Source organism: Bradyrhizobium sp. UFLA05-109 (assembly GCF_054185165.1).
In genome coordinates this window covers 40,911-61,009 of sequence record NZ_JBBIAR010000039.1, presented here as the reverse complement: position 1 = coordinate 61,009, position 20,099 = coordinate 40,911, and the positions used below count along the sequence as shown (strand labels likewise).

General features: G+C 63.8%; 18 protein-coding genes. 10 read left to right on the top strand and 8 right to left on the bottom strand.

Going from position 1 to position 20,099, the window contains the following annotated elements; genetic code table 11:
* Positions 1-142: 142 nt before the first annotated feature.
* A complete protein-coding gene (locus Q3C01_RS26615) occupies positions 143-2,428 on the bottom strand; it encodes a xanthine dehydrogenase family protein molybdopterin-binding subunit (protein WP_458148256.1) in 2,286 nt (761 codons plus the stop codon).
* Entirely contained in the window at positions 2,425-2,916 is a 492-nt protein-coding gene (locus tag Q3C01_RS26610; protein ID WP_458148255.1) for a (2Fe-2S)-binding protein, read from the bottom strand. The genes Q3C01_RS26615 and Q3C01_RS26610 overlap by 4 nt, the downstream gene beginning before the upstream one ends.
* 437 nt (positions 2,917-3,353) lie before the next feature.
* Here Q3C01_RS26610 and Q3C01_RS26605 point away from each other — a divergent pair, with 437 nt between their 5' ends.
* The 3 genes from Q3C01_RS26605 (at position 3,354) to Q3C01_RS26595 (ending at position 5,344) form a co-directional block, all read left to right on the top strand.
* Positions 3,354-4,139 (top strand): alpha/beta fold hydrolase, encoded by a 786-nt coding sequence (locus Q3C01_RS26605; RefSeq protein ID WP_458148254.1) that lies wholly within the window; start codon positions 3,354-3,356, stop codon positions 4,137-4,139.
* Positions 4,140-4,142: 3 nt separating this feature from the next.
* Positions 4,143-4,481 (top strand): hypothetical protein, encoded by a 339-nt coding sequence (locus Q3C01_RS26600; RefSeq protein ID WP_458148284.1) that lies wholly within the window; start codon positions 4,143-4,145, stop codon positions 4,479-4,481.
* A 191-nt stretch (positions 4,482-4,672) separates the two neighbouring features.
* Positions 4,673-5,344 carry a dienelactone hydrolase family protein gene (locus Q3C01_RS26595; protein WP_458148253.1) on the top strand — a complete coding sequence of 224 codons (672 nt, stop codon included), beginning with the start codon at positions 4,673-4,675 and terminating at the stop codon, positions 5,342-5,344.
* 22 nt (positions 5,345-5,366) lie between these two features.
* Here Q3C01_RS26595 and Q3C01_RS26590 read toward each other — a convergent pair whose 3' ends face one another.
* On the bottom strand, positions 5,367-7,142 hold the full coding sequence (locus tag Q3C01_RS26590) for a sigma 54-interacting transcriptional regulator (RefSeq protein WP_458148252.1): 1,776 nt from the start codon (positions 7,140-7,142) through the stop codon (positions 5,367-5,369).
* Positions 7,143-7,561: 419 nt separating this feature from the next.
* Between Q3C01_RS26590 and Q3C01_RS26585 the strand changes: the two genes are divergently transcribed.
* The 4 genes from Q3C01_RS26585 (at position 7,562) to Q3C01_RS26570 (ending at position 11,726) form a co-directional block, all read left to right on the top strand.
* Positions 7,562-9,037, top strand: coding sequence for a benzaldehyde dehydrogenase (locus Q3C01_RS26585; RefSeq protein WP_458148251.1), 1,476 nt, complete (start codon positions 7,562-7,564; stop codon positions 9,035-9,037).
* Between the two features lie 94 nt (positions 9,038-9,131).
* Positions 9,132-10,232, top strand: coding sequence for an NAD(P)-dependent alcohol dehydrogenase (locus Q3C01_RS26580; protein ID WP_458148250.1), 1,101 nt, complete (start codon positions 9,132-9,134; stop codon positions 10,230-10,232).
* 19 nt (positions 10,233-10,251) lie between these two features.
* Positions 10,252-11,142 carry an alpha/beta hydrolase gene (locus tag Q3C01_RS26575; protein ID WP_458148249.1) on the top strand — a complete coding sequence of 297 codons (891 nt, stop codon included), beginning with the start codon at positions 10,252-10,254 and terminating at the stop codon, positions 11,140-11,142.
* Positions 11,143-11,243: 101 nt separating this feature from the next.
* On the top strand, positions 11,244-11,726 hold the full coding sequence (locus tag Q3C01_RS26570) for a hypothetical protein (RefSeq protein ID WP_458148248.1): 483 nt from the start codon (positions 11,244-11,246) through the stop codon (positions 11,724-11,726).
* A 39-nt stretch (positions 11,727-11,765) separates the two neighbouring features.
* Here the strand turns inward: Q3C01_RS26570 and Q3C01_RS26565 are convergent, their stop codons facing one another.
* The 5 genes from Q3C01_RS26565 to Q3C01_RS26545 form a co-directional block, all read right to left on the bottom strand.
* Positions 11,766-12,431 (bottom strand): SGNH/GDSL hydrolase family protein, encoded by a 666-nt coding sequence (locus Q3C01_RS26565; RefSeq protein WP_458148283.1) that lies wholly within the window; start codon positions 12,429-12,431, stop codon positions 11,766-11,768.
* A 109-nt stretch (positions 12,432-12,540) separates the two neighbouring features.
* Positions 12,541-12,927: a contact-dependent growth inhibition system immunity protein gene (locus Q3C01_RS26560; RefSeq protein ID WP_458148247.1), complete on the bottom strand. Its 387-nt coding sequence runs from the start codon at positions 12,925-12,927 to the stop codon at positions 12,541-12,543.
* Positions 12,928-13,232: 305 nt separating this feature from the next.
* Positions 13,233-13,985 carry a polysaccharide biosynthesis/export family protein gene (locus tag Q3C01_RS26555; RefSeq protein WP_458148246.1) on the bottom strand — a complete coding sequence of 251 codons (753 nt, stop codon included), beginning with the start codon at positions 13,983-13,985 and terminating at the stop codon, positions 13,233-13,235.
* 182 nt (positions 13,986-14,167) lie between these two features.
* Positions 14,168-14,824 (bottom strand): peptide-methionine (S)-S-oxide reductase MsrA, encoded by a 657-nt coding sequence (gene msrA / locus Q3C01_RS26550; RefSeq protein WP_458148245.1) that lies wholly within the window; start codon positions 14,822-14,824, stop codon positions 14,168-14,170.
* A 133-nt stretch (positions 14,825-14,957) separates the two neighbouring features.
* Positions 14,958-15,275, bottom strand: coding sequence for a hypothetical protein (locus Q3C01_RS26545; RefSeq protein ID WP_458148244.1), 318 nt, complete (start codon positions 15,273-15,275; stop codon positions 14,958-14,960).
* 387 nt (positions 15,276-15,662) lie between these two features.
* Here Q3C01_RS26545 and rpsT point away from each other — a divergent pair, with 387 nt between their 5' ends.
* The 3 genes from rpsT to dnaN all read left to right on the top strand — a co-directional run bounded on the left by rpsT (position 15,663) and on the right by dnaN (position 20,031).
* Entirely contained in the window at positions 15,663-15,929 is a 267-nt protein-coding gene (gene rpsT, locus Q3C01_RS26540) for a 30S ribosomal protein S20 (RefSeq protein ID WP_458148243.1), read from the top strand.
* A gap of 1,312 nt (positions 15,930-17,241) precedes the next feature.
* Positions 17,242-18,660 (top strand): chromosomal replication initiator protein DnaA, encoded by a 1,419-nt coding sequence (dnaA, locus tag Q3C01_RS26535; protein ID WP_458148242.1) that lies wholly within the window; start codon positions 17,242-17,244, stop codon positions 18,658-18,660.
* A gap of 252 nt (positions 18,661-18,912) precedes the next feature.
* Positions 18,913-20,031 carry a DNA polymerase III subunit beta gene (gene dnaN, locus Q3C01_RS26530; RefSeq protein WP_458148241.1) on the top strand — a complete coding sequence of 373 codons (1,119 nt, stop codon included), beginning with the start codon at positions 18,913-18,915 and terminating at the stop codon, positions 20,029-20,031.
* The last annotated feature ends 68 nt before the right edge of the window (positions 20,032-20,099 follow it).

The following is a 20,099-nucleotide window of genomic DNA, read 5'->3' as shown; positions in this document are numbered from 1 at the left end:
ACGGAGAGGCTGCCGAGTACTGGATGCCCCGTCTGCGCCTGCGCGGGGCATGACGCTGAGTGTGTGGCAAGACGGATCGCACAAAAAATCCGCCGGAGGGTGCCCTCCGGCGGATCGTCTCAATTACAGCCAGTGGCCTGCCTTACGCCTTCATGTTGCCCTTCACGGCTTCGGCCGTGATCGGCAGGCTGCGGACGCGCGCGCCCGAGGCGTTGAAGATGGCGTTGCCGATGGCCGGAGCGACCACCGTCACCGCTGGTTCGCCGACGCCGGTCGCCTTCTCGCCATTGGCGATCACTGCGACCGCGACCTCCGGCATCTGGCTCATGCGCAAGGGCGTGTAGCTGTCGAAGTTGGTCTGCTCGATGCCACCGTCCTTCAGCGTCGCCTTCTCGTACAGCGCAAGCGACAGGCCCCACAGCGCCGCACCCTCGACCTGGGCGCGGATGTTGTCGGGATGCACCTGCGTGCCGACGTCGGTCGCAACCGTGAGCTTCTTCACCGTCACCTCGCCCGAGGGCACCACGGCGACGTGCGCGACGCAAGCCGTCCAGCTTGCGGTCGCACGTTCCTGCGACGACACGCAGGCCACGCCCATGCCTTCTCCCTTGGGCAGCTTCTTGGTGCCGTAGCCGGCAAGGCCCATCGCGGTGAGCAGCGTGTTGCGCAGCCGCTGCGCGCCGCCGTCGTTCTTGCCCGCGCCATCGAGCAGCGAGATGCGGAACTGGGCGGGGTCCTTGCCCGTCGCAGCCGCGATCTCGTCGATCATGCTTTCGACGGCCCAGAAGGTCCAACCCGGCGCCACCGAGCGGAGCTGACCGGACGGGGTGGCGTTGTGCGCCATCTCGTTCTTGATCGCCCGCACATAATGGTTGGGTACGGTGTAGAAGAAGTCCGACCCGTTCACCGTGAAGGCATCGAGCGGCCCCTTCTTGTCGACCGAGGGTGACAGGAAATCGGGGATTCCCCAGCGTGCGGTCGGCCAGGCCGAGACCACATCGTGGCTGAGCGCGGTGAGCTTGCCATCGCCGTCCACGCCGGCCTTCACCTTCTGGTAGGTGAGCGGACGCGAGAAATCCATCGTCATGTCGTTCTCGCGCGAGTAGATCACCTTGACCGGCTTGCCCACGGCCTTGGCCGCCTGCACCGCCGGCACCATCATGTCGGCATCGAGCCTGCGGCCGAAGCCGCCGCCGAGCCACATCTGGTGCATGACCACGAACTTCGGATCGATCCCGGCGGCACCGGCGGCGATCGCGCCGGAGCGTGTCGCGAACTGGTTGCCGGAATAGATGTGCAGGATCTCGCCCTTGAACTCCGCTGTGGCGTTCATCGGCTCCATCGGCGCGTGGATGTTGATGTTGGTGGTGTATTCCGCCTCCAGTACCTTGGCCGCCGAGCCGAACACCGCCGAGGGATCACCGTCCTTGACGAAGTACTGGCCGGAATCGTCGAGGCCCTGGAGCCGCTTCGCCTCGTCCAGCAACGACTGGCTCGACAGCTTCGCGTTCGGACCACCGTCATAGGCGATCTTCAACGCGTCCGCGGCCTTGCGCGCGTTGGCGTAGGTGTTGGCGACAGCCACGACCCAGCCCGAGGTGGTCTGCGTCTTGTCGTCGATGGTGACCGCCTTGATGAAGCCCGGCACCTTCTTGGCGTCGCTGTCGTCGACCGATTTCACCGTCGCGCCGAAACGCACCGGCGGCGTCACCACCTTGCCGTAGACCATGCCCGGCAGCATGACGTCGATGCCATACTTGGCCGTGCCGTTGGTCTTGGAGGGGATGTCGAGCTGCGGCACCGACACGCCGATCATGGTGTACTGGTCCGGTGTCTTCAGCGTGATCGCCTTGAGCTCGTCGGCCGTGAAGGTCTTGGTCGCCTTGCCGCTCTTGACCACGTCGGCAAAGCTCATGTGCTTCTTCGACTTCGCGTGCGAGATCACGGAATCGCGCACCACGAGCTCGCTTGCCGGCACGGCCATCGCGGTCGCGGCGGCGTCGGTCAAGGCTATGCGACCCGCGGCACCCGCACGGCTCATCGCATCGAAGTTCATCATGGTCGACCAGCTGCCGCCGGTGATCTGCGCACCGAGCACGGGGTCGTTGAACTTCGGGTCGTTGGAGGCGAGCTGCACGCGCATGTCGCTCCACTTCGCGCCGAGCTCTTCGCAGACGATCTGCGCCATGGTGGAGGCGATGTGCTGGCCCATGTCGGCCTTGCCGCAGGTCACGGTGACGAGACCTTCCGGCGAGATTGCGTACCAGACGCTCGGCTCGAAATTGGCCGGTGCGGCCGCAAGCGCCTCACTGACGCCGGGTACGCCGGCATAGCCGAGCACGAGACCGGTGGCCGCAGTGCCGACCAGGAACGAGCGGCGGCTGAGATCAGTCGTCTCGGGGGTGACGTTCTTCACGTGCTGGTTCATGTGGGCCTCCGCTCGTTGCCGGACGCGGACGCGGTGCGCATCTCGGTTGCGGCACGCATGATCGCCTTCTGGATCCGTGAATACGTCATGCAACGGCAGAGATTGCCGTCCATGTGCGCGACGACCTCTTCCTTGGTCGGGTTCGGATTCTTCGCCAGCAGCGAAGCGGCCTGCATGATCTGCCCGGATTGGCAGTAACCGCATTGCGGGACCTGCTCGGCGATCCACGCCTTCTGCAAGGGGTGATCACCCTTGGCGGAGAGGCCTTCGATGGTGGTGATCTTCTTGCCGGCGACGTCGCCGACCATAGTCTGGCACGAGCGGACGGCTTCGCCGTTGACGTGCACGGTGCAGGCGCCGCACAGACCGACACCACAGCCGAATTTCGTGCCGGTCATCTGCAATTGCTCGCGGATCGCCCAAAGGAGCGGCGTATCGTTTGCCGCATCCACGGACATACTCCGCCCGTTGATGGTGAGAGTAGGCATGGTTTTCTTCCCCTGCCGGTGCATGAAGCCGCTTACGGCGGCAACTTGTCTGGCCGACACCCACCGGGCTGGCGTCGGCCTTGGGCGCAAGAATGATCGCGTTCGTTTGCGGAGGCAAATGCAATCTGGAAGCGATCGAACAACACAACGCGCGCATCACCTTTGTGCGTTGCGACAAGGCCGTTCGTGCAAACCGGCTGACGGAATAAGCGGCAAAACTCGTGCGGCGCATGCATGCCATCACGGCGAGCTAGTATCCTCGAAGTAACCCGTCGCGCTAGGATGTTCGAAGCGGGCGAAATTCGTAAGGTTAGCCCGCGGCTGCGCGAAGCGCAGTCCGCTAGGCGTAACCGACCTCTTCTTGTGCGGCGACAAAAGCGCTGGGGTACGCTGCGCTAACCCGCCTACAAAATGACAAACGAACACGGCTGAGCGCGATGCCACAGATCGATCGAGACGGAGTTGCGATCCACTACGAAGTCCACGGTAGTGGGCCGCCGCTGCTCCTGACCCACGGCTATTCCTCGACCTCCGCGATGTGGCACGGGCAGATCGATGCACTCGCCAGGCACACCACGCTCGTGCTGTGGGACATGCGCGGTCATGGCCAGTCGGACTATCCCGACGACCCCAATGCCTATAGCGAAGCGCTGACCGTCGGCGACATGGCCGCAATCCTCGACGCGATCGGCGCGCAGCGCGCCATCATCGGCGGGCTGTCGCTCGGCGGTTACATGTCGCTCGCCTTCTATCGCGCACATCAGAAGCGCGTGCGCGCGCTCTTGATCATCGACACCGGTCCGGGCTTCAGGAAGGACGATGCGCGCGAGGCCTGGAACGCGCGCGCACGCGCCACAGCCGACAAGCTCGACCGCGAGGGTCTCGACGTGCTGCAATCGGCGACCCGCGAACGCGCGACCGCCAGCCACCGCAACGCCAAGGGGCTTGCGCTCGCCGCGCGCGGCATGCTGACCCAGCGCGACGCGAAGGTGATGGAGCTCTTGCCCGACATCAAGGTGCCGTCGCTGATCGTGGCCGGCGCCGACGACACGCCGTTCCTCGCCGCGTCCGACTACATGGCGGCCAAAATCCCCGGCGCACACAAGGTCGTGATCCCTTCGGCCGGGCATGCCGTCAACATCGATCAGCCGCAGGCTTTTGTTGACGCGGTGGTCCCCTTCCTGAAAAATCTGCCGCACGAGGCGGGCCGCGAAGGGATCTGAATGATGAAGCCGACGATGGTGACAACTGTCGCGATAGTGCTGGGCATGATGACGGCCGCGGCCCAAGCCGAGCAATGGGTGCCGCCGCGCCAACCCTTCGTCACGACATTGTCGAACACCGCACCGTTGGCCTTCGGGATGGATGCCGCCCAGGCGGCGCAAGCGTTGGGCCAGCCGCTGCAATATGTTCGCGGACGCCCCGGCAACGAGATCTACCTCGCCTTGCGCAATCTCGGCGGCAGCCGGCTCATCCCCTACCGTCACCGCCTGTTCCTGCAATTCCGCCATGGTCGCCTCGCAGGCTGGAAGGAGGACTACGGCGAGAACTGGATGTGGGAGTAGGACGCAACAGAGCCCTCCCCTCATCCTGAGGAGCTTGCAAAGCAAGCGTCTCGAAGGATGAAGGCCCCGCTGCTGCCGCTCGGCCTCCATCCTTCGAGACGCGCACAAGAGCGCGCTCCTCAGGATGAGGGGAGAGAGCGAAATCTCGGAACCAACAACTCACTCAACAACCAACAACGAAGGACAACCTCGTGGGACAGGACATCAGGCTGACGGCCTCCGACAATTTCCAGCTCGGTGCGTATCGTGCCGACCCCACTGGCGCGCCGAAAGGCGCGGTGGTGGTGATCCAGGAGATCTTTGGGGTCAATCATCACATCCGCTCGGTCTGCGACCGGCTCGCCAAGGAAGGCTATGTCGCAATCGCGCCGTCAATCTTCGATCGCACCTCGCCCAATTTCCAATCGGGCTATTCGCCCGACGAGATCGCCGAGGCGCGCAAATTCGTCGCCAATCCCGACTGGGCGGCGATGCTGCGCGATACGCAAGCCGCGATCGAAGCGGTGAAGAGCGCCGGCCCGGTCGGCATCATCGGATTCTGCTTAGGCGGCAGCATCGCCTATGTCGCAGCGGCGCGGCTCTCCGGCCTCTCGGCCGCGATCGGCTATTATGGCGGCGCCATCGTGCGCTTTGCCGATGAGAAGCCGAACGTACCGACACAGCTGCATTTCGGCGAGAAAGACGCCGGCATTCCCCTGACCGACGTCGAGACCATCAAGGGCAAGCGGGCAGACGTCGAGGTCTTCATCTACGCGAGCGCTCAGCACGGCTTCAACTGCGACGAACGGCCGAGCTACGACAAGGCCAGCGCCGACATCGCCTGGCCGCGCAGCACGGCGTTCTTTGCGACGCATTTGAAATGACGAAGGCATCTTCTCGATCCGGCTAGGGCCGCACGCCAAGCCTCCGCAGCCGGTAGTCGAGCTGCGCCCGGCTGATCCTCAGAGCACGCGCGGCGGCCGAGACGTTGCCGCCGGCGCGCGCAAGGGCCGCCTCATAGGTGGCGCGCTCCACATCCGCAAACGATGCTCCATGTTGGGACGACGGCGCAGCCAGCGCGTCCACCGGCTCAATGCCGTCTGCCTGAAGCGGCATCCGTCCAAGCCGTCCCTCGCTGGTAAGCTGGATCGAGAAGGGCGGCAGGAGCTCAGAACCGCTGAACAGATGGGCCACATCGATCATGCCGCCATCATCAGCATAAACGACGCCACGCTCGATCAAATTCTGCAATTCGCGGATGTTGCCGGGATAGTTATATTTGAGCAGCGCGTCGGTCGCACGACGGCTAAAGCCGGTGAGGCGACGGCCGTGCCGCGCACAGTAGACGCCGAGGAAGTGCGCCATCAGCAGCGGAATGTCGTCGCGTCGCTCGCGCAGCGGTGGGATCGCGATCGGAAAAACGCAGAGACGGAAATAGAGGTCCTGTCGGAAGCGTCCGGCGGTCACCTCCGCGCTGAGATCGACGTTGGATGCCGCAGCCACCCGGACATCGAGAGAGATGGTCTTTGTGCCACCGACGCGCTCGATCTTCCGCTCCTGGAGCGCGCGCAACACCTTGCCCTGCGCCGAATAAGTCAGCGAGGCGATCTCGTCGAGGAATAGCGTGCCGCCCGAAGCGCGCTCGAAGTAACCTGCGCGTGACGCGATCGCGCCGGTATAGGCGCCCTTCTCGACTCCAAACAGCTCGGACTCGACAAGCTGCTCCGGAATCGCGGCGCAGTTGATCGCGACGAACGGGCCCGCGCTGCGCCGGCTCATCGCATGCAACTGGCCTGAGAACAGCTCCTTGCCAACACCGGACTCGCCGACAAACAGCACGGTTGCATCGGTGGCAGCGACACGCTCGAGCTGACGCCGCGTGCGAACGAAGGCTGCCGAAACGCCGACCGCAACATCGCCTTTGGCGTCGACCTCGGCAGGAGCCTCCTGTTCGGCAACAGAAACGGCCGCGGCATAAAGAGGGCGGCTCTTCCATTCCAAACCGAAATATTGCCGCTCCGGAGCATTGTCGCCCCAGGCGTCGGCATGCTGACCGATAACGACACAGCGCGGCGCCCCCATGCCTGCGCACTCAATCTCGCGAAAGATCACCGGCCTGCCGAACAGTTTTGTGGTGTAGCCCGAGGGATAGCCAGCCTGGAGCCAGCACACCGGCTCGGTGGCGAGACCATAGCTGGCGACATGCTCGGCCGCTTCCGACGAATCGTCCCAGTAGAACTCACCGAAATAGGTGCCCCTGTCGCGATCAAACTCGAAGTGCCGCGTCGTGACCTTGACGAAACCCTCCGGCGTGTGGACACGCGGTCCCGCAGCCAGCGCGTGGGTCAGGTCTTCGTTCGGAAAGCGTTTCTGGATCAGCGCGGCGTCACGCGCGCCCTGCATGTAGCCCACCCGCATGAAGATCGCCTTGGCGGTTTCCATCCCGAAGGCGTCGATGATCTCGGCGCGCAAGCGCCCGAGCACCTGCGATTGCATCAGGATCATGCGCTGGTCGTTGAGCCAGATGCGGCCATCGCCGAGCGCGAAATGCAGGGACTCCGCAAGATCGTCGAAGGTCGGCGGCGCGCCGGTTTCGATCTGGCTGCTGGCCCCGCGCTTGAGGATCCCCTTCGCGCGGCGCGATGCCTCGGCCAGCGAGACCAACGATTCCTTCTCCGACACGAGGCCCCCCGAATTTCATTAAATGATAAAATCAAGCTTAGAGAAACTTCTCCATTTCAGGAAGTGTCCGCCCCGGTCACCCTGCCCGCCGCGGCCCGCCGGCTCTTGAAGTAAATTACTATCCCATTGATGGGCCTTCCATATCTCGACCGGCCGGCGCTCGGCGCATCCGCCCCGCTGCGGCTGGCACCGGCCTTGCTAATTACCTGCCCATTCGCGGGAGGAAGCGAAGCAAGGGGCCCATCCACGGTCTCCACGACAAGATGCGGGAGCATGAATTCCCGTGCGATCGAGCCGGTGATCCATCGCGATCATCAGCACCCGGCCTTGCGCCTTGGCCTCCTCCCTGCACCCGCGGATCGCGCCCCGCGGGCAGTCAACAAGCGCCGCACCATGCGGGCATAAGGGAGGTTTGTTCGATGAACATGCAGGCTCACGATTTCATCGCCGTCGAGCGCTGGCGCGGCAAGGCATTTTTGGGGGAATGGGTCGCGACCGGCGGCGGCACGATGGACATCAGCGATCCTGCAACGCGCGCCACGCTCGGCTCGGTCGGCATCGGGGATGCGACCGACATTGCGAAGGCTGCGCGCGAGGCGCGCCACGCCCAGCCCGCCTGGGCTTCGATGCTTCCGCAGCAGCGCGCTGCAATCCTGAACAAGGCGGCCGATCTGCTCGAGGCGAACGGCGAGGAGCTGATCGGCTGGATCATGCGCGAGAGCGGATCGATCCAGCCCAAGGCTGCAATCGAGATCGAACATGGCGCAGGCTTCGTACGTCACGCAGCGGCTGTCGCGCTCGAACCCAACGGACTCCTGCTGCCGTCGATGGAAGCGGGCCGCTCGAACATCGCCAAGCGCGTTCCGCATGGCGTGGTCGGCGTGATCTCGCCGTTCAACTTCCCGTTGGTGCTGTCGATCCGCGCCGTCGCCGCCGCGCTCGCGGTCGGCAATGCCGTGGTGCATAAGCCCGATCCACGCACGGCTGTGTCGGGCGGCATCATCATCGCGCGCATTTTCGAGGAAGCGGGCCTGCCGAAGAGCGTGCTTCAGGTCGTGCCGGGTGGCGCGGCCGCGGGTGAAGCCATGTGCGCCGATCAAAACATCGCAATGATCTCGTTCACCGGCTCGGCCGCCGGCGGCAGCAAGGTCGGCGAAGTCGCCGGCCGGCATCTGAAGAAAGTGCAGCTCGAGCTCGGCGGCAAGAATTCGCTGATCGTGCTGGACGATGCCGATCTCAACGTCGCGGCCTCCAACGCCGCCTGGGGCGCATTCCTGCACCAGGGCCAGATCTGCATGTCGACCGGCCTCGTGCTGGCGCAAAAGCGCATCGCCGAAGGCCTGGCGAACCGGATTGCCGAAAAGGCGCGCCATCTGCCGGCCGGCGATCCGTCATCGGGCCGCGTCGCGCTCGGACCGATCATCAGCGACGCGCAGGTCGCAAAGATCCAGTCGATCGTCGACGATGCGGTGGCCAAGGGCGCGCGGCTGCTCGCCGGTGGCAGCCATGACGGCCGCTACTATCAGGCGACCGTGCTGGCCGACGTGAAGCCCGGCATGCTCGCCTTCGAGGAGGAGATCTTCGGGCCCGTGGCTTGCCTCGTCGCTTTCGAGACCGACAACGACGCGGTCACGCTCGCCAATTGCTCCGAATATGGATTGGCTGCGGGGGTCATCTCAGGCTCGGTGGCGCGCGCACGCGCCGTCGGCGAGCGGTTGAATGTGGGCCAGCTCCACATCAACGACCAGACCGTGAATGGCGGCCCGTTCGCCCCCTTCGGCGGCCGCGGCCGTTCCGGCAATGGCAGCCGCATCTCCGGCCCCGCGATCTGGGAAGAGTTCACACAGTGGATGTGGATCTCCGAGAAGCCGCAAGCAACGCCCTACCCGTTCTGACCTTCATCAGGGCGTCCGGCGCATGACGCGCCGGACGAGATGACGAGTCCATCTCCTACCGCAGCAACCGAAATTCGTGACCGGAGACCCCACAATGAAAATCCGTGCCGCCATCGTCCGCGAAAAGGGCGCGCCGCTCAGCCTCGAGAACATCGACCTCGAAAGCCCGCGTGCCGATGAAATCCTCGTGAAGGTCGCCGCCACCGGCGTCTGCCACACCGACCTCGTCGTGCGCGACGGGATGCTGCCAACGCCGCTACCGGTCGTGCTCGGCCACGAAGGCGCCGGCGTCGTCGAAGCCGTCGGGGCCGCGATCACCAAGGTGAAGCCGGGCGATCATGTCGTGATGACGTTCAATTCCTGCGGTGCCTGCCCGAGCTGCCGCGATCACGCGACCACCTATTGCCATGAATTCTTCCCGTGCAACTTCTTCGCCGCACGTGTCGACGGCAGCAGCGGCCTTTCCAGGGACGGCGAGCGCATCAACGGCAACTTCTTCGGCCAGTCGTCTTTCGCGAGCCACGCGCTGTGCCACGAGGCCAATGTAGTGAAGGTCCCGAACGATGTGCCGCTCGATCTGCTCGGCCCGCTCGCCTGCGGCGTTCAGACCGGGGCAGGCGCTGTCCTGAACGCGTTGCGGGTCTCGCCCGGAAAATCCTTCGCCGTATTCGGCGCCGGCTCGGTGGGACTGTCCGCCCTGATGGCTGCGGTCGTGGTCGGCGCGACGACCATCATCGCCGTCGACACCAAGCCGTCACGGCTCAGTGTCGCCACGGCGCTTGGCGCCACCCACACGATCGATCCGACCAAGGTCAATCCGGTCGAGGAGATCATGCGGATCACTGGCAGCGGGCTGAACTTCGCGCTCGACACGACCGGCCTTCCAGCCGTGATCCGCAGCGCCGTCGAGAGCCTCGGTCCACGCGGCGCATGCGGCATCCTGGGCGCCTCCGGGCCGGACGCCGAAATCGTTCTCAACGAGACCCACTTCATGAGCGGCGGGCGCCGGCTCATCGGCATCGTCGAAGGCGAGTCGAACCCGGACACGTTCATCCCGATGCTGATCGACCTTTATCGACAGGGGCGCTTCCCGTTCGACAAGCTCGTGAAGTTTTACGCGCTCGACGAGATCAACAAGGCGATCCACGCCTCGGAAACCGGCGAAGTCATCAAGCCGATCGTGCGGATGAGCTAGGCATCATTCAGGAGGAACCATGTCCAGCGAACAACTCTCGGCCATCCTCGAGATCAGCGCCCAATTCCCGCCGCCCGCGAATGCCGGCCCGGCCGAAATGCGCGCCTGGTTCGAAGCCATCAATGCACCAACGCCCATTCCCGACGGGATCGCGATCGAACGCGTCGCGGCGGGCCCTGTTGGCGGCGACCTGATCCGCTATGCCGGCGCAGACGAAAAGCGCCTGATCATCTACTTCCATGGCGGAGCCTTCTTCTTCGGCTCGTCGCGCTCGCATCGGGTCGTGGCTGCAAATCTTGCGCGCCTCTCGGGCATGACGGTTCTCGCCGCCGATTATCGGCTGGCGCCGGAACATCCTGCGCCGACGGCGCATGACGACGCATTCGCCGTCTACAGATGGGCGCTGGATCGCGGCTATGCGCCGTCGGCAATCGCCCTGACCGGGGATTCCGCCGGCGGCAATCTTGCGCTGGCGATCGCGGTGCGGGCACGCGAGGCAGGTCTGCCGCAACCGGGCGCGCTGGTGCTGATGTCGCCAGCGCTCGACTTCACCGGCGAGAGCGAATCCTATCGCACGATCGCGGATGCGCCGCTGCTCACGCCGCAACTGATGGCGCTGTTCACCAATGTCTATGTCGGACAGGGTGATCCGAAATCACCGCTGGTGACGCCGTTCGACAGCGACCTGTCGAAACTGCCCCCGACCCTCATTCATGTCGGCTCTTGGGAATTGCTGCGCGACGACAGCGTCCGGATCGCTGAAAGGCTGCGCAAGGCCGGCGTGAAGACCGACCTGAAGGTCTGGGAAGGCATGTGCCATTCCTGGCAGCTCTTCGCGCCGATGCTCGACGAGGGCATGGCCTCGATCCATGAAGCCGCCGCCTTCGCGAAAACCCAACTGAAGGCGTGAGCAGCATGCCGCGCCCGCCTCGACGGAAATCGGGTGGGCGCGGCGCGGGCCGCGGCTATAAGGCTTGCAGCATCACGTTGTCGCAAGCCGAGAGGTTGCTCATGCCGCAGCAAGCCACAGCCCGCATCATCCGCAATCCGTTTGGCACGATGGACGTACCCGACGCGGCCGATCGGGAGGTCACGGATTATGCCGCAACCGTGATGCTCGCGGGCGAGGCGGACGACAGCAACGCGGCACAATGGGCTTCGATCCCTGCACCATCTGATCCTCTCGACGGCGCCTGGGCGAGCCGCTGGAACGGCGGTGCCGATCCGACCATTCCGGGCGATGCGCCGGGCAAGTGGAAACAGGGCCGGGCCGAGCTCCGGGTCGCAGGGAATCGGATCTATCTGCGCTTCGACTGGGACGATGGCCGAAGGCACGGGCTCATCGATTCCGCGCGCGACGGTGCACATCGCCTGATCGGAAAATACATCAACTTGACGGACCCCGGCATCACGCGTCCCTGGGTAGGACTCGTGGTCGACGCGGCGCGCATCGACGGATGCTTTCCGAACGGGCGACTCGATTTCAGGCGGTGAAGCGCGAGCCATGACCGGCGCAAGCTTCACTACCGACATTCACTGTGCTGTGCGTGAAAAGATCTCTAGAACTTTGTCAGCCAGAGCGTTGCCGAGATCCGCATTGTTTTGCCCGGAGAAATGGATTCCATCCAGACCGCCGGTCGAGATCACGCTTCCGGCGTCGAAGAACTCGACCTTCATGAAGTTGGCCAGGGACCTGAACTGTGTCGCAAGCTCTGCCGTCTTCTCGCGGCCACCCTCAAACATTCCCTGGAGCCAGGGATCGGCTACGGGCGCAAGTGGAGGCGGCGCCACGACGAGCACCTGCGGGGCCCCGTAAACCGTGCCAACGCCACCAGTCGAAGTGAGCACCTGGCCGACCAGCTTCGACATGCCGACCGCAATCTCATAGGCCGTGCGATGATAGTAACTCTTCGCATCGTTCGTTCCGAGCATGATGATCACGAGGTCCAGCGGAAGGTGACTTGCCAGAGCGGAGGGCAGATAGAGGGATCCGTTCAGGCGCGGATCAACCGGATCATCGATCGCCGTCGTTCGCGCACTCAGACCTTCCTCCACGATTTCGTAATCCGACCCAAGCTTGGAGGCCATGATCCCCGTCCACCGCTCTGGATAAGGAAATCTCGTCGTTGGCGCTCCCTCGCGAACAGCAATCCACCCCCAGGTGAGAGAGTCGCCAAAACACAGAATTCGCCTGCCCATGAGAACCTCGCTCAGTTGAACTAGGAACGGATGCTGCGGAAGATTGCGGCGAATAGAACTAGCACTGCCTCCCGCACTCCGCAGCCCAATTCGGCACTTCCCGGTTGCATCAGGCTGACAAGAACGCTTGGCACTCATCGGCAATCTTACCGCCGCGGGGCACGACAGCCCGAGCAATCAACGCGAGCCGTTCCAATTCGACTGAGTTGTCAGACCAATATGCTTTGTCAACACGCAACAAGGCGCTTAGGAGGTCACCGGGGAAAAATTCCGTTTCCAACAGCGGCTCATTTGAAACCAGCTGAAGTGCTTTTGGAACGAGTATTGATAGCCCGATCTTCTGACTGACCAGCATACGCAGATCGCCCGAGGTGAAATCCTTCAACGGCGTTCGACGCAACCGCAAGCACCTCGCCACCATACCTGTCGGAGCCGTCTCCGGGTCCCCCCAATTCTGCCCATCAATTTGCTCGAGCGTTCGGAGCTCATCAAACATCGGCATCCCCACAGTTCCGGCGACCTTAGAATACTGTGTCAGGTCCTTCTTGTCTTTTAGGCGTGACAGGATTTTCCGTGTGGGGTCAATCGCGTTGCTTCGTCCCCGCAGCTATGGCGTCCAGTCAACCCTGATGAACGGACGTCTTCAGCGCGGATCGTCACGGCTCTCTCAGCATGTCATCCCCATTGCGCAATGGGGATGCGCCGACAGGCGCAGGCCGGAATCCATCGCGCCTGGAGTCGGCGGCAAGATGGATTCCGGGCTCGCGCCTCGCGCGCCCCGGAATGACGATGAGGAGAGATTTAGAACCAGCGCTCGCCGACGTAGACGGTGTCGCCGGGGCCGACGGCGGTGCCGAGCGGCACCACGGCACGCATCGCGCCACCGGCATCGCTGCGGGTCACGGTGACCACGTCGCGCTTGGCGCGCGGCGAGAAGCCGCCGGCGATCGCGACCGCGCTCTCGACCGTCATGTTCGGCACATAGGGATATTGGCCGGGCGCAGCCACTTCGCCCAAGATGAAGAAGGGACGATAGGATTCGATCTCAACCGCCACTGACGGTTCCCGGATGTAGCCGTTGCGCAGGCGCGCGGCGATTTCGGAGGCGAGCCCGGCCGTGGTGCGGCCGCGCGCCGGCACCGCACCGATCAGCGGCATGGTGATCGCGCCGCCGGCATCGATCGCGTAGGTGTTGGTGAGACCTTCCTGGCCGTAGATCACGACGCGCAGCTTGTCGCCGGCATCGAGATGATAGGATGCGTCATAGCGCACCCGCATCGGCGCAGGCATCGGCGCGGCATAGCCGGCCGCTTCGGGCGCGGGAGCTGCGGCAAAGGAATTGCGAAGCGCGCTGATGGCACCGCCACCGGAATTGTCGACGACGGCGACCGGCTGCGGCCCGGCGGGTTGACCGTAGGCCATGTAATCGAGATCGCTGCGCGGCTGCGCGACGGCGACGGGACCGACGGTTTGCATGCAGCCGCCAAGGGCAAGCGCGGCGGACGCTGCCAAGATCGACAATCGAAACGCGCGCGCAACCCGCACTGGAGCCATCCCTAGAACCGAGATGGCTCCAGTCTTGCACCCGTCATGGTTAATAAAGCGTTGAGGGCAGATTACCGGCGTGCGTCACGCTGTCATTCCGGGGCGCGCAAAGCGCGAACCCGGAATCCAGAAGTTGTGGCGCGAGATTCCGGGTTCGATGCTTACGCATCGCCCCGGAATGACGGTGTGGATCACGCGCTCACACCGACGCCGATCGGGCAGGAGACGCCGGTGCCACCCAAGCCGCAATAGCCGGCTGGATTCTTGGCGAGGTATTGCTGGTGGTAGTCCTCGGCGAAATAGAACTCGCCGGCGGGCGCGATCTCGGTGGTGATGGCGCTGAGTCCCTTGGCTGCGAGTGCCTTCTGATAGAGCGCCCTGGACTCGTCGGCCGCCTTCTTCTGCGCATCGCCATAGGTGTAGATCGCGCTTCGATATTGCGTGCCGACGTCATTGCCCTGACGCATGCCCTGCGTTGGGTTGTGGTTCTCCCAGAACGCCTTCAAGAGCCGCTCGTAGGAGATCTTCTTCGGATCGTACACGACCAGCACCACCTCGGTGTGGCCGGTGCGGCCCGAGCAGACCTCTTCATAGGTGGGATTGGGCGTATGGCCGCCGGCATAACCGACCGCGGTGACGTAGACGCCCTCGCCAAGCTCCCAGAATTTGCGCTCGGCACCCCAGAAGCAGCCGAGCCCGAACACGGCCTGCTCGAGACCCGCGGGGTAAGGCGGCTTGAGCTTCTGGCCGTTGACGAAATGGGTGGTGGCGGTGGGTAAAGGCTGCGCACGGCCCGGCAGCGCCTCGGCTGCGCTCGGGAGTGCAGTGGTCTTGCGCATGAACAGCATGGTCGGATCTCCGAAACGAGTTGTCCGTCGCCCAAGCAGGGGCGCCTGAGGCGGCGTGCTCGCGATACCAGTTGAATATAGGCAATTACGCCTGGAGAGGCAGCCCTGTTACGTCGCCGCCTTTCCGGGGTCGTCAGTCCCGCGAATAGCCGATCAGGGGCTTCCGCGGCCGGAACAGGATCATCAGGAGGATGCCGAGAATGCCGAGCACGGCGAAAACCGGCTGGTCCAGGATCAGCCGGATCACCGAGGTCCAGAGCCAGGGGGCCTTGGCCTCGACCCAGGTCCGGAACGCCTGCTGGCTGGACTGATGGATATCGTTCCAGAACTGGCCGAACCGGGTGAACCGCAGGGTCTGGTCCGCCACCCAGCGGGCGCCGTCATAGACCATGAAGATGAAGCCGCCAGCCAGCAGCAACAGGCCGATCAGTCGGAAAAAGCCGCGGATCATGCATCACCCTAAATAGGCCCGTCCGGCCGGGACGAAGCGAAACGCCGCAAGCCAATACCGGGGCGAGAGCGGAAATTCAACCTCGTCAGTACGTTACGGAAGTTCCCGCGTTGGGAGGGGAGCCTTTCCGGCCCCCGAAGCCGTTGACGGTGCCGTAGACCCCCTCTATAAGGGCGCCAACTGGCGGCGGGCGCAATCCCGCCGCCGCTGTTCTTTGAGCCGAGTGAGGCCACCGTATAAGGCGATAGCCGTAAGGCTGGCGCGCGGGTTCTAAAGAACAGCCTTAGCAATCGAACACCCTAAAACCGAGCGTCGATTTCGCGGTTCAAGCAGCCGGCGCTAATCCGAGCAAGAAGCGACCGGTCACCGCAGAGGATTTTTGAGACTATGGCCAACACCACTTCCGCCAAGAAGGCGACGCGCAAGATTGCCCGTCGTACCGCCGTCAACAAGTCGCGTCGCACCCAGATGCGCGGCGCAGTCCGTACCGTCGAAGAGGCGATCAAGTCCGGCGATCGCACCGCTGCGCTGAAGGCGCTGGCGAACGCCGAGCCCGCCTTGATGCGTGCCGCGCAGCGCAACATCATTCACAAGAACAACGCGAGCCGCAAAGTGTCGCGGCTGACGCATCAGATCGCCAAGCTCGGCAAGTGATCTGACCGCATATCGCATAACGCGGATGAAGCCCGGCACGCGCCGGGCTTTTTCGTTTTGTTGCTGCGCGCGGCGGCGAGCGATGCGCCTCAGCAGGCGCGTCTGGCTCGGCGCTCCGCGATCGGAGCTCTTGATCCGAGCTCTGTGACAGGAGCTTGCTGGCAGATGAAGGCACTTTGATCGAAGCTTCTGGAAAAATTCTTCGGCGCTATTTTACCTCCCGTAATTTTACCTGCCGGCGATTCTGTCACACTGGAAACTTTCATCGCAGTTGCGAAAAGCTTGTGTGGACACAGCAGAACGGCTTCCTGCCTCGCCATTATTTTGCCCACCGTAGTTTCCAGGGGAGCCGTGCGACGACAGGGTTACCCTGCAAAACGAGACTCGAAAAACGATGTCTCGATAATCACTTATCCACATAGTGACGGGAAGCATTTGGAAAATTGGCTCGCACGGCACTCGCGTGACGCTTTTGTAAATTTTTTTTGCGCGCCGTCGGAGAATTGTCACATGACGCGCATTGCCTTCGATTCTGCACGGCGATTCAAAAACTTGGTTCTCGACCCTGTGAACAACTCTGCGCGCACGTTAACGCAGATCAGGATTTAAGCTCCTCAACTGTGAATCAATTCCGTTGCGAGTCTCCCCGCATCGTGTATTTCTTAAAGCCGTCCGCAGCGCCCACGATCTTGAGACCAGCGCGGTTTTGGAAACGGGGCGAGCGTGCAAATCGGCGGCGGTGTGCACGTGGGCGACGCTTTACCAAGCGATTGTCGGTTTGAAACCCATAGCAATATGGGAACGGTGGTGCTTTGTGCAAATTTCTCCAAGCGGGGCATTCGTGTCTCGTTTGCGTTCAGGCGCGACGGAGAGACGGCAACGGGCGACCCGACAAGCGCAAAGGCAGCGCCACCCGGACGAGTTAGGAACGACGGGCGGACTTCGCGTTGGGAATGTGGAGTTCCTGCACGAAGTTCATAGGCGACACGCAGGACCTTGCCGTGCGCAATCACGGCAGGACGGGGAGGCACCATGTCGAACGAACGTAACGCGGTATTGAATCACACATCATCATCCAACGATGCCGTTTCGAATTCGTCGTCCGACCAGCCTCCGGCGAGTCCTTCCGCGCTGAGTACGCGCTGACCTCGCGAACCCTCCATTCTTGACATCACTGGTCTGCCTCGCGGCGTTCGCGCCGAACGGATGACCTTTGCCTTCAGGATGGCCTCGCTTGAGGTCGTGCCGTGGCAGGAAACCTGCAACGGCACTCGCAACGCAACACCTTATCTCCAAAGAAAAGTTACAAACGATGACATCGGAACAGGATCGCTGGTCACGCGTGAAGGGGCGACTGCGCTCAAGCGTTGGTGAGGACGTCTACACGAGCTGGTTTGCGCGCATGGATCTCGAAGGGGTGCAGGACGAGAGCGTGCGGCTGTCGGTCCCTACGCGCTTCCTGAAAAGCTGGATTCAAGCCCACTATGCCGAGCGCGTGCTCTCCTGCTGGCAGGCCGAGATGCCGGAAGTGCATCGTATCGACCTCACCGTGCGCACCGCTGTGCGCCCGACCATTGCGCTCAAGGAAGCGCCAGCGCCGATCGAGGCCAAGCGCATGGACGGCCGTCCCTCGGCCGAGCTGCGCGCCACCGCGATCGCGCCGGTCTCCGCCAGCCATGACGCGCTCGGCGGCTCGCCGCTCGATCCGCGCCTGACCTTTGCAAGCTTCGTCGTCGGCCGCGCCAATACGCTGGCGCATGCGGCGGCACGCCAGGTCGCGGAAGGACGCCGCGGCGATCCCGTGATGTTCAACCCGCTCTACATCCATGCCGGCGTTGGCCTCGGCAAGACGCATCTGCTCCAGGCAGTGACCTGGGCCGGCAATTCCGGCAGCGAGCGCAAGGTGCTCTATCTCACCGCGGAAAAATTCATGTACGGCTTCGTCGCCGCGCTGAAGACGCAGACTGCGCTCGCCTTCAAGGAAGCGCTGCGCGGCATCGACGTGCTCGTCATCGACGACCTCCAGTTCCTCCAGGGCAAGTCGACGCAGGCCGAGTTCTGCCACACGCTGAATGCGCTGATCGATGCCGGCCGCCAGGTCGTGATCGCCGCCGACCGCCCGCCGTCGGATCTCGAGAGCCTGGACGATCGCGTCCGCTCGCGGCTTGCCGGCGGCCTCGTGGTCGAGATGGGATCGCTCGGGGAGGATTTGCGGCTTGGCATTCTCAAGTCGCGCGTCGCAGCCGCCCGTGCCCATCATGCAAGCTTCGACGTGCCCGAGGAGGTGCTGAACTATCTGGCGCGCAGCATCACCCATAACGGCAGGGACCTCGAGGGTTCGATCAACCGGCTGCTTGCTCACTCGAAGCTGAACAACCAGCCGGTGACGCTGGAGATGGCCGAGCGCGAGGTGCGCGACCTGATCCGGCCGCAGGAGCCCAAGCGCATCAAGATCGAGGACATCCAGCGCGTGGTGGCGCGGCAATATAATGTCAGCCGCTCCGACCTCCTGTCCTCGCGCCGTACCGCCAACGTGGTCCGGCCACGGCAGGTCGCGATGTACCTCGCCAAGACGCTGACCCTGCGCTCGCTGCCGGAGATCGGCCGCCGCTTCGGCGGACGCGACCACACCACCGTGCTGCACGCGGTGCGCAAAATCGAGGCACTGGTCAGCAAGGATACGGCGCTGTCCGAAGAGGTCGAATCCTTGAAGCGGCAGCTTCAGGAATAAACCCCTAGAGCCATTCCGAGCTGCCATTGATCGTCCCGGCTTCGCCGCCGGGACGGGGGCAAAATCGGGATGTAAATCGTGGGGAACAGCACCCCAATCCCTTGAATCGGATGGCTATACGCGCCACCTTGCGCGACCTTGACGGCTTTGATCATATCGGCTGGATGATCCGGCTCTGTCGGGTTTCTTCCGTGCCGCGGCGCCGTTTTCGGCCGCCCGGCTTTTCCATCCTGGGATCGGGCGGGTAGTGCAATGAAGGTTACGGTCGAACGCGCGCAACTCCTGAAATCGCTGGGCCACGTCCACCGCGTGGTCGAGCGGCGCAACACGATCCCGATTCTCGGCAACGTGCTGGTGCGCGCAGAGGGCGCAAAATTGTCGCTGAAGGCGACCGACCTCGACCTCGAGGTGACGGAGACGCTCGCCGCGGAAACCGCGACCGCGGGTTCCACGACCGTGCCGGCGCACATGTTCTACGACATCGTGCGCAAGCTGCCCGACGGCTCGCAGATCGTGCTGGAAGGCGACGGTGATCGCTCGGTACTGGCGATCCGCGCCGGCCGCTCGCGCTTCACGCTCCAGACGCTGCCGGAAAATGATTTTCCCGATCTTGCAGCCGGCGACATGTCGCACTCCTTCAATCTTGCCGCCAAGGACGTGAAGCGGCTGATCGACCGCACCCAGTTCGCGATCTCGACCGAGGAGACGCGCTACTATCTCAACGGCATCTATCTGCATGCCGCAGGCTCTGCCAAAGCGGCGACCTTGCGCGGCGTCGCCACCGACGGCCACCGCCTCGCCCAGCTCGACCTGGTGCAGCCCACGGGCGCCGCCGGCATGCCCGGCGTGATCGTGCCGCGCAAGACCGTCGGCGAGGTGCAGCGCCTGATCGAGGACAGCGAGGCCGAAGTCACGATCGAGCTGTCGCAGGCCAAGATCCGCTTCACCATCGGCAATGTGGTGCTGACCTCAAAGCTGATCGACGGCACCTTCCCCGACTACGGCCGAGTCATCCCGCAGAACAACGACAAGGAGCTGGTCGTCGACAAGAAGGACTTCGAGGCCGCGGTCGACCGTGTCTCCACCATCTCCAGCGAGCGCGGCCGCGCGGTGAAGCTATCGCTCTCCGCTGGCAAGCTGGTGCTGTCGGTGACCAATCCGGATTCCGGCAGCGCCACCGAAGAGCTCGAAGTCGAATACGCCTCGGATGCGCTCGATATCGGCTTCAACTCGCGCTATCTGCTCGACATCGCCGCCCAGATCGAGGGCGAGGTCGCAACCCTCAAGCTCGCCGACCCTGGCTCGCCGACCCTCGTCCAGGACCGCGACGACAAGAGCGCACTGTACGTTCTGATGCCGATGCGGGTGTGAGGCGCGTGGATCCGCGCCGATGCGAAGCAATCTCTCATGACCTAGGAGCGATGCGCATTGCTGTGCCC

Bases quoted from the DNA above. Each gene is read 5' to 3' on its own strand.
- Q3C01_RS26615 (WP_458148256.1), bottom strand. From the start codon at position 2,428: ATGAACCAGCACGTGAAGAACGTCACCCCCGAGACGACTGATCTCAGC.
- Q3C01_RS26610 (WP_458148255.1), bottom strand. From the start codon at position 2,916: ATGCCTACTCTCACCATCAACGGGCGGAGTATGTCCGTGGATGCGGCA.
- Q3C01_RS26605 (WP_458148254.1), top strand. From the start codon at position 3,354: ATGCCACAGATCGATCGAGACGGAGTTGCGATCCACTACGAAGTCCAC.
- Q3C01_RS26600 (WP_458148284.1), top strand. From the start codon at position 4,143: ATGAAGCCGACGATGGTGACAACTGTCGCGATAGTGCTGGGCATGATG.
- Q3C01_RS26585 (WP_458148251.1), top strand. From the start codon at position 7,562: ATGAACATGCAGGCTCACGATTTCATCGCCGTCGAGCGCTGGCGCGGC.
- Q3C01_RS26580 (WP_458148250.1), top strand. From the start codon at position 9,132: ATGAAAATCCGTGCCGCCATCGTCCGCGAAAAGGGCGCGCCGCTCAGC.
- Q3C01_RS26575 (WP_458148249.1), top strand. From the start codon at position 10,252: ATGTCCAGCGAACAACTCTCGGCCATCCTCGAGATCAGCGCCCAATTC.
- Q3C01_RS26570 (WP_458148248.1), top strand. From the start codon at position 11,244: ATGCCGCAGCAAGCCACAGCCCGCATCATCCGCAATCCGTTTGGCACG.
- Q3C01_RS26565 (WP_458148283.1), bottom strand. From the start codon at position 12,431: ATGGGCAGGCGAATTCTGTGTTTTGGCGACTCTCTCACCTGGGGGTGG.
- Q3C01_RS26560 (WP_458148247.1), bottom strand. From the start codon at position 12,927: ATGTTTGATGAGCTCCGAACGCTCGAGCAAATTGATGGGCAGAATTGG.
- Q3C01_RS26555 (WP_458148246.1), bottom strand. From the start codon at position 13,985: ATGGCTCCAGTGCGGGTTGCGCGCGCGTTTCGATTGTCGATCTTGGCA.
- msrA (WP_458148245.1), bottom strand. From the start codon at position 14,824: ATGCTGTTCATGCGCAAGACCACTGCACTCCCGAGCGCAGCCGAGGCG.
- Q3C01_RS26545 (WP_458148244.1), bottom strand. From the start codon at position 15,275: ATGATCCGCGGCTTTTTCCGACTGATCGGCCTGTTGCTGCTGGCTGGC.
- rpsT (WP_458148243.1), top strand. From the start codon at position 15,663: ATGGCCAACACCACTTCCGCCAAGAAGGCGACGCGCAAGATTGCCCGT.
- dnaA (WP_458148242.1), top strand. From the start codon at position 17,242: ATGACATCGGAACAGGATCGCTGGTCACGCGTGAAGGGGCGACTGCGC.
- dnaN (WP_458148241.1), top strand. From the start codon at position 18,913: ATGAAGGTTACGGTCGAACGCGCGCAACTCCTGAAATCGCTGGGCCAC.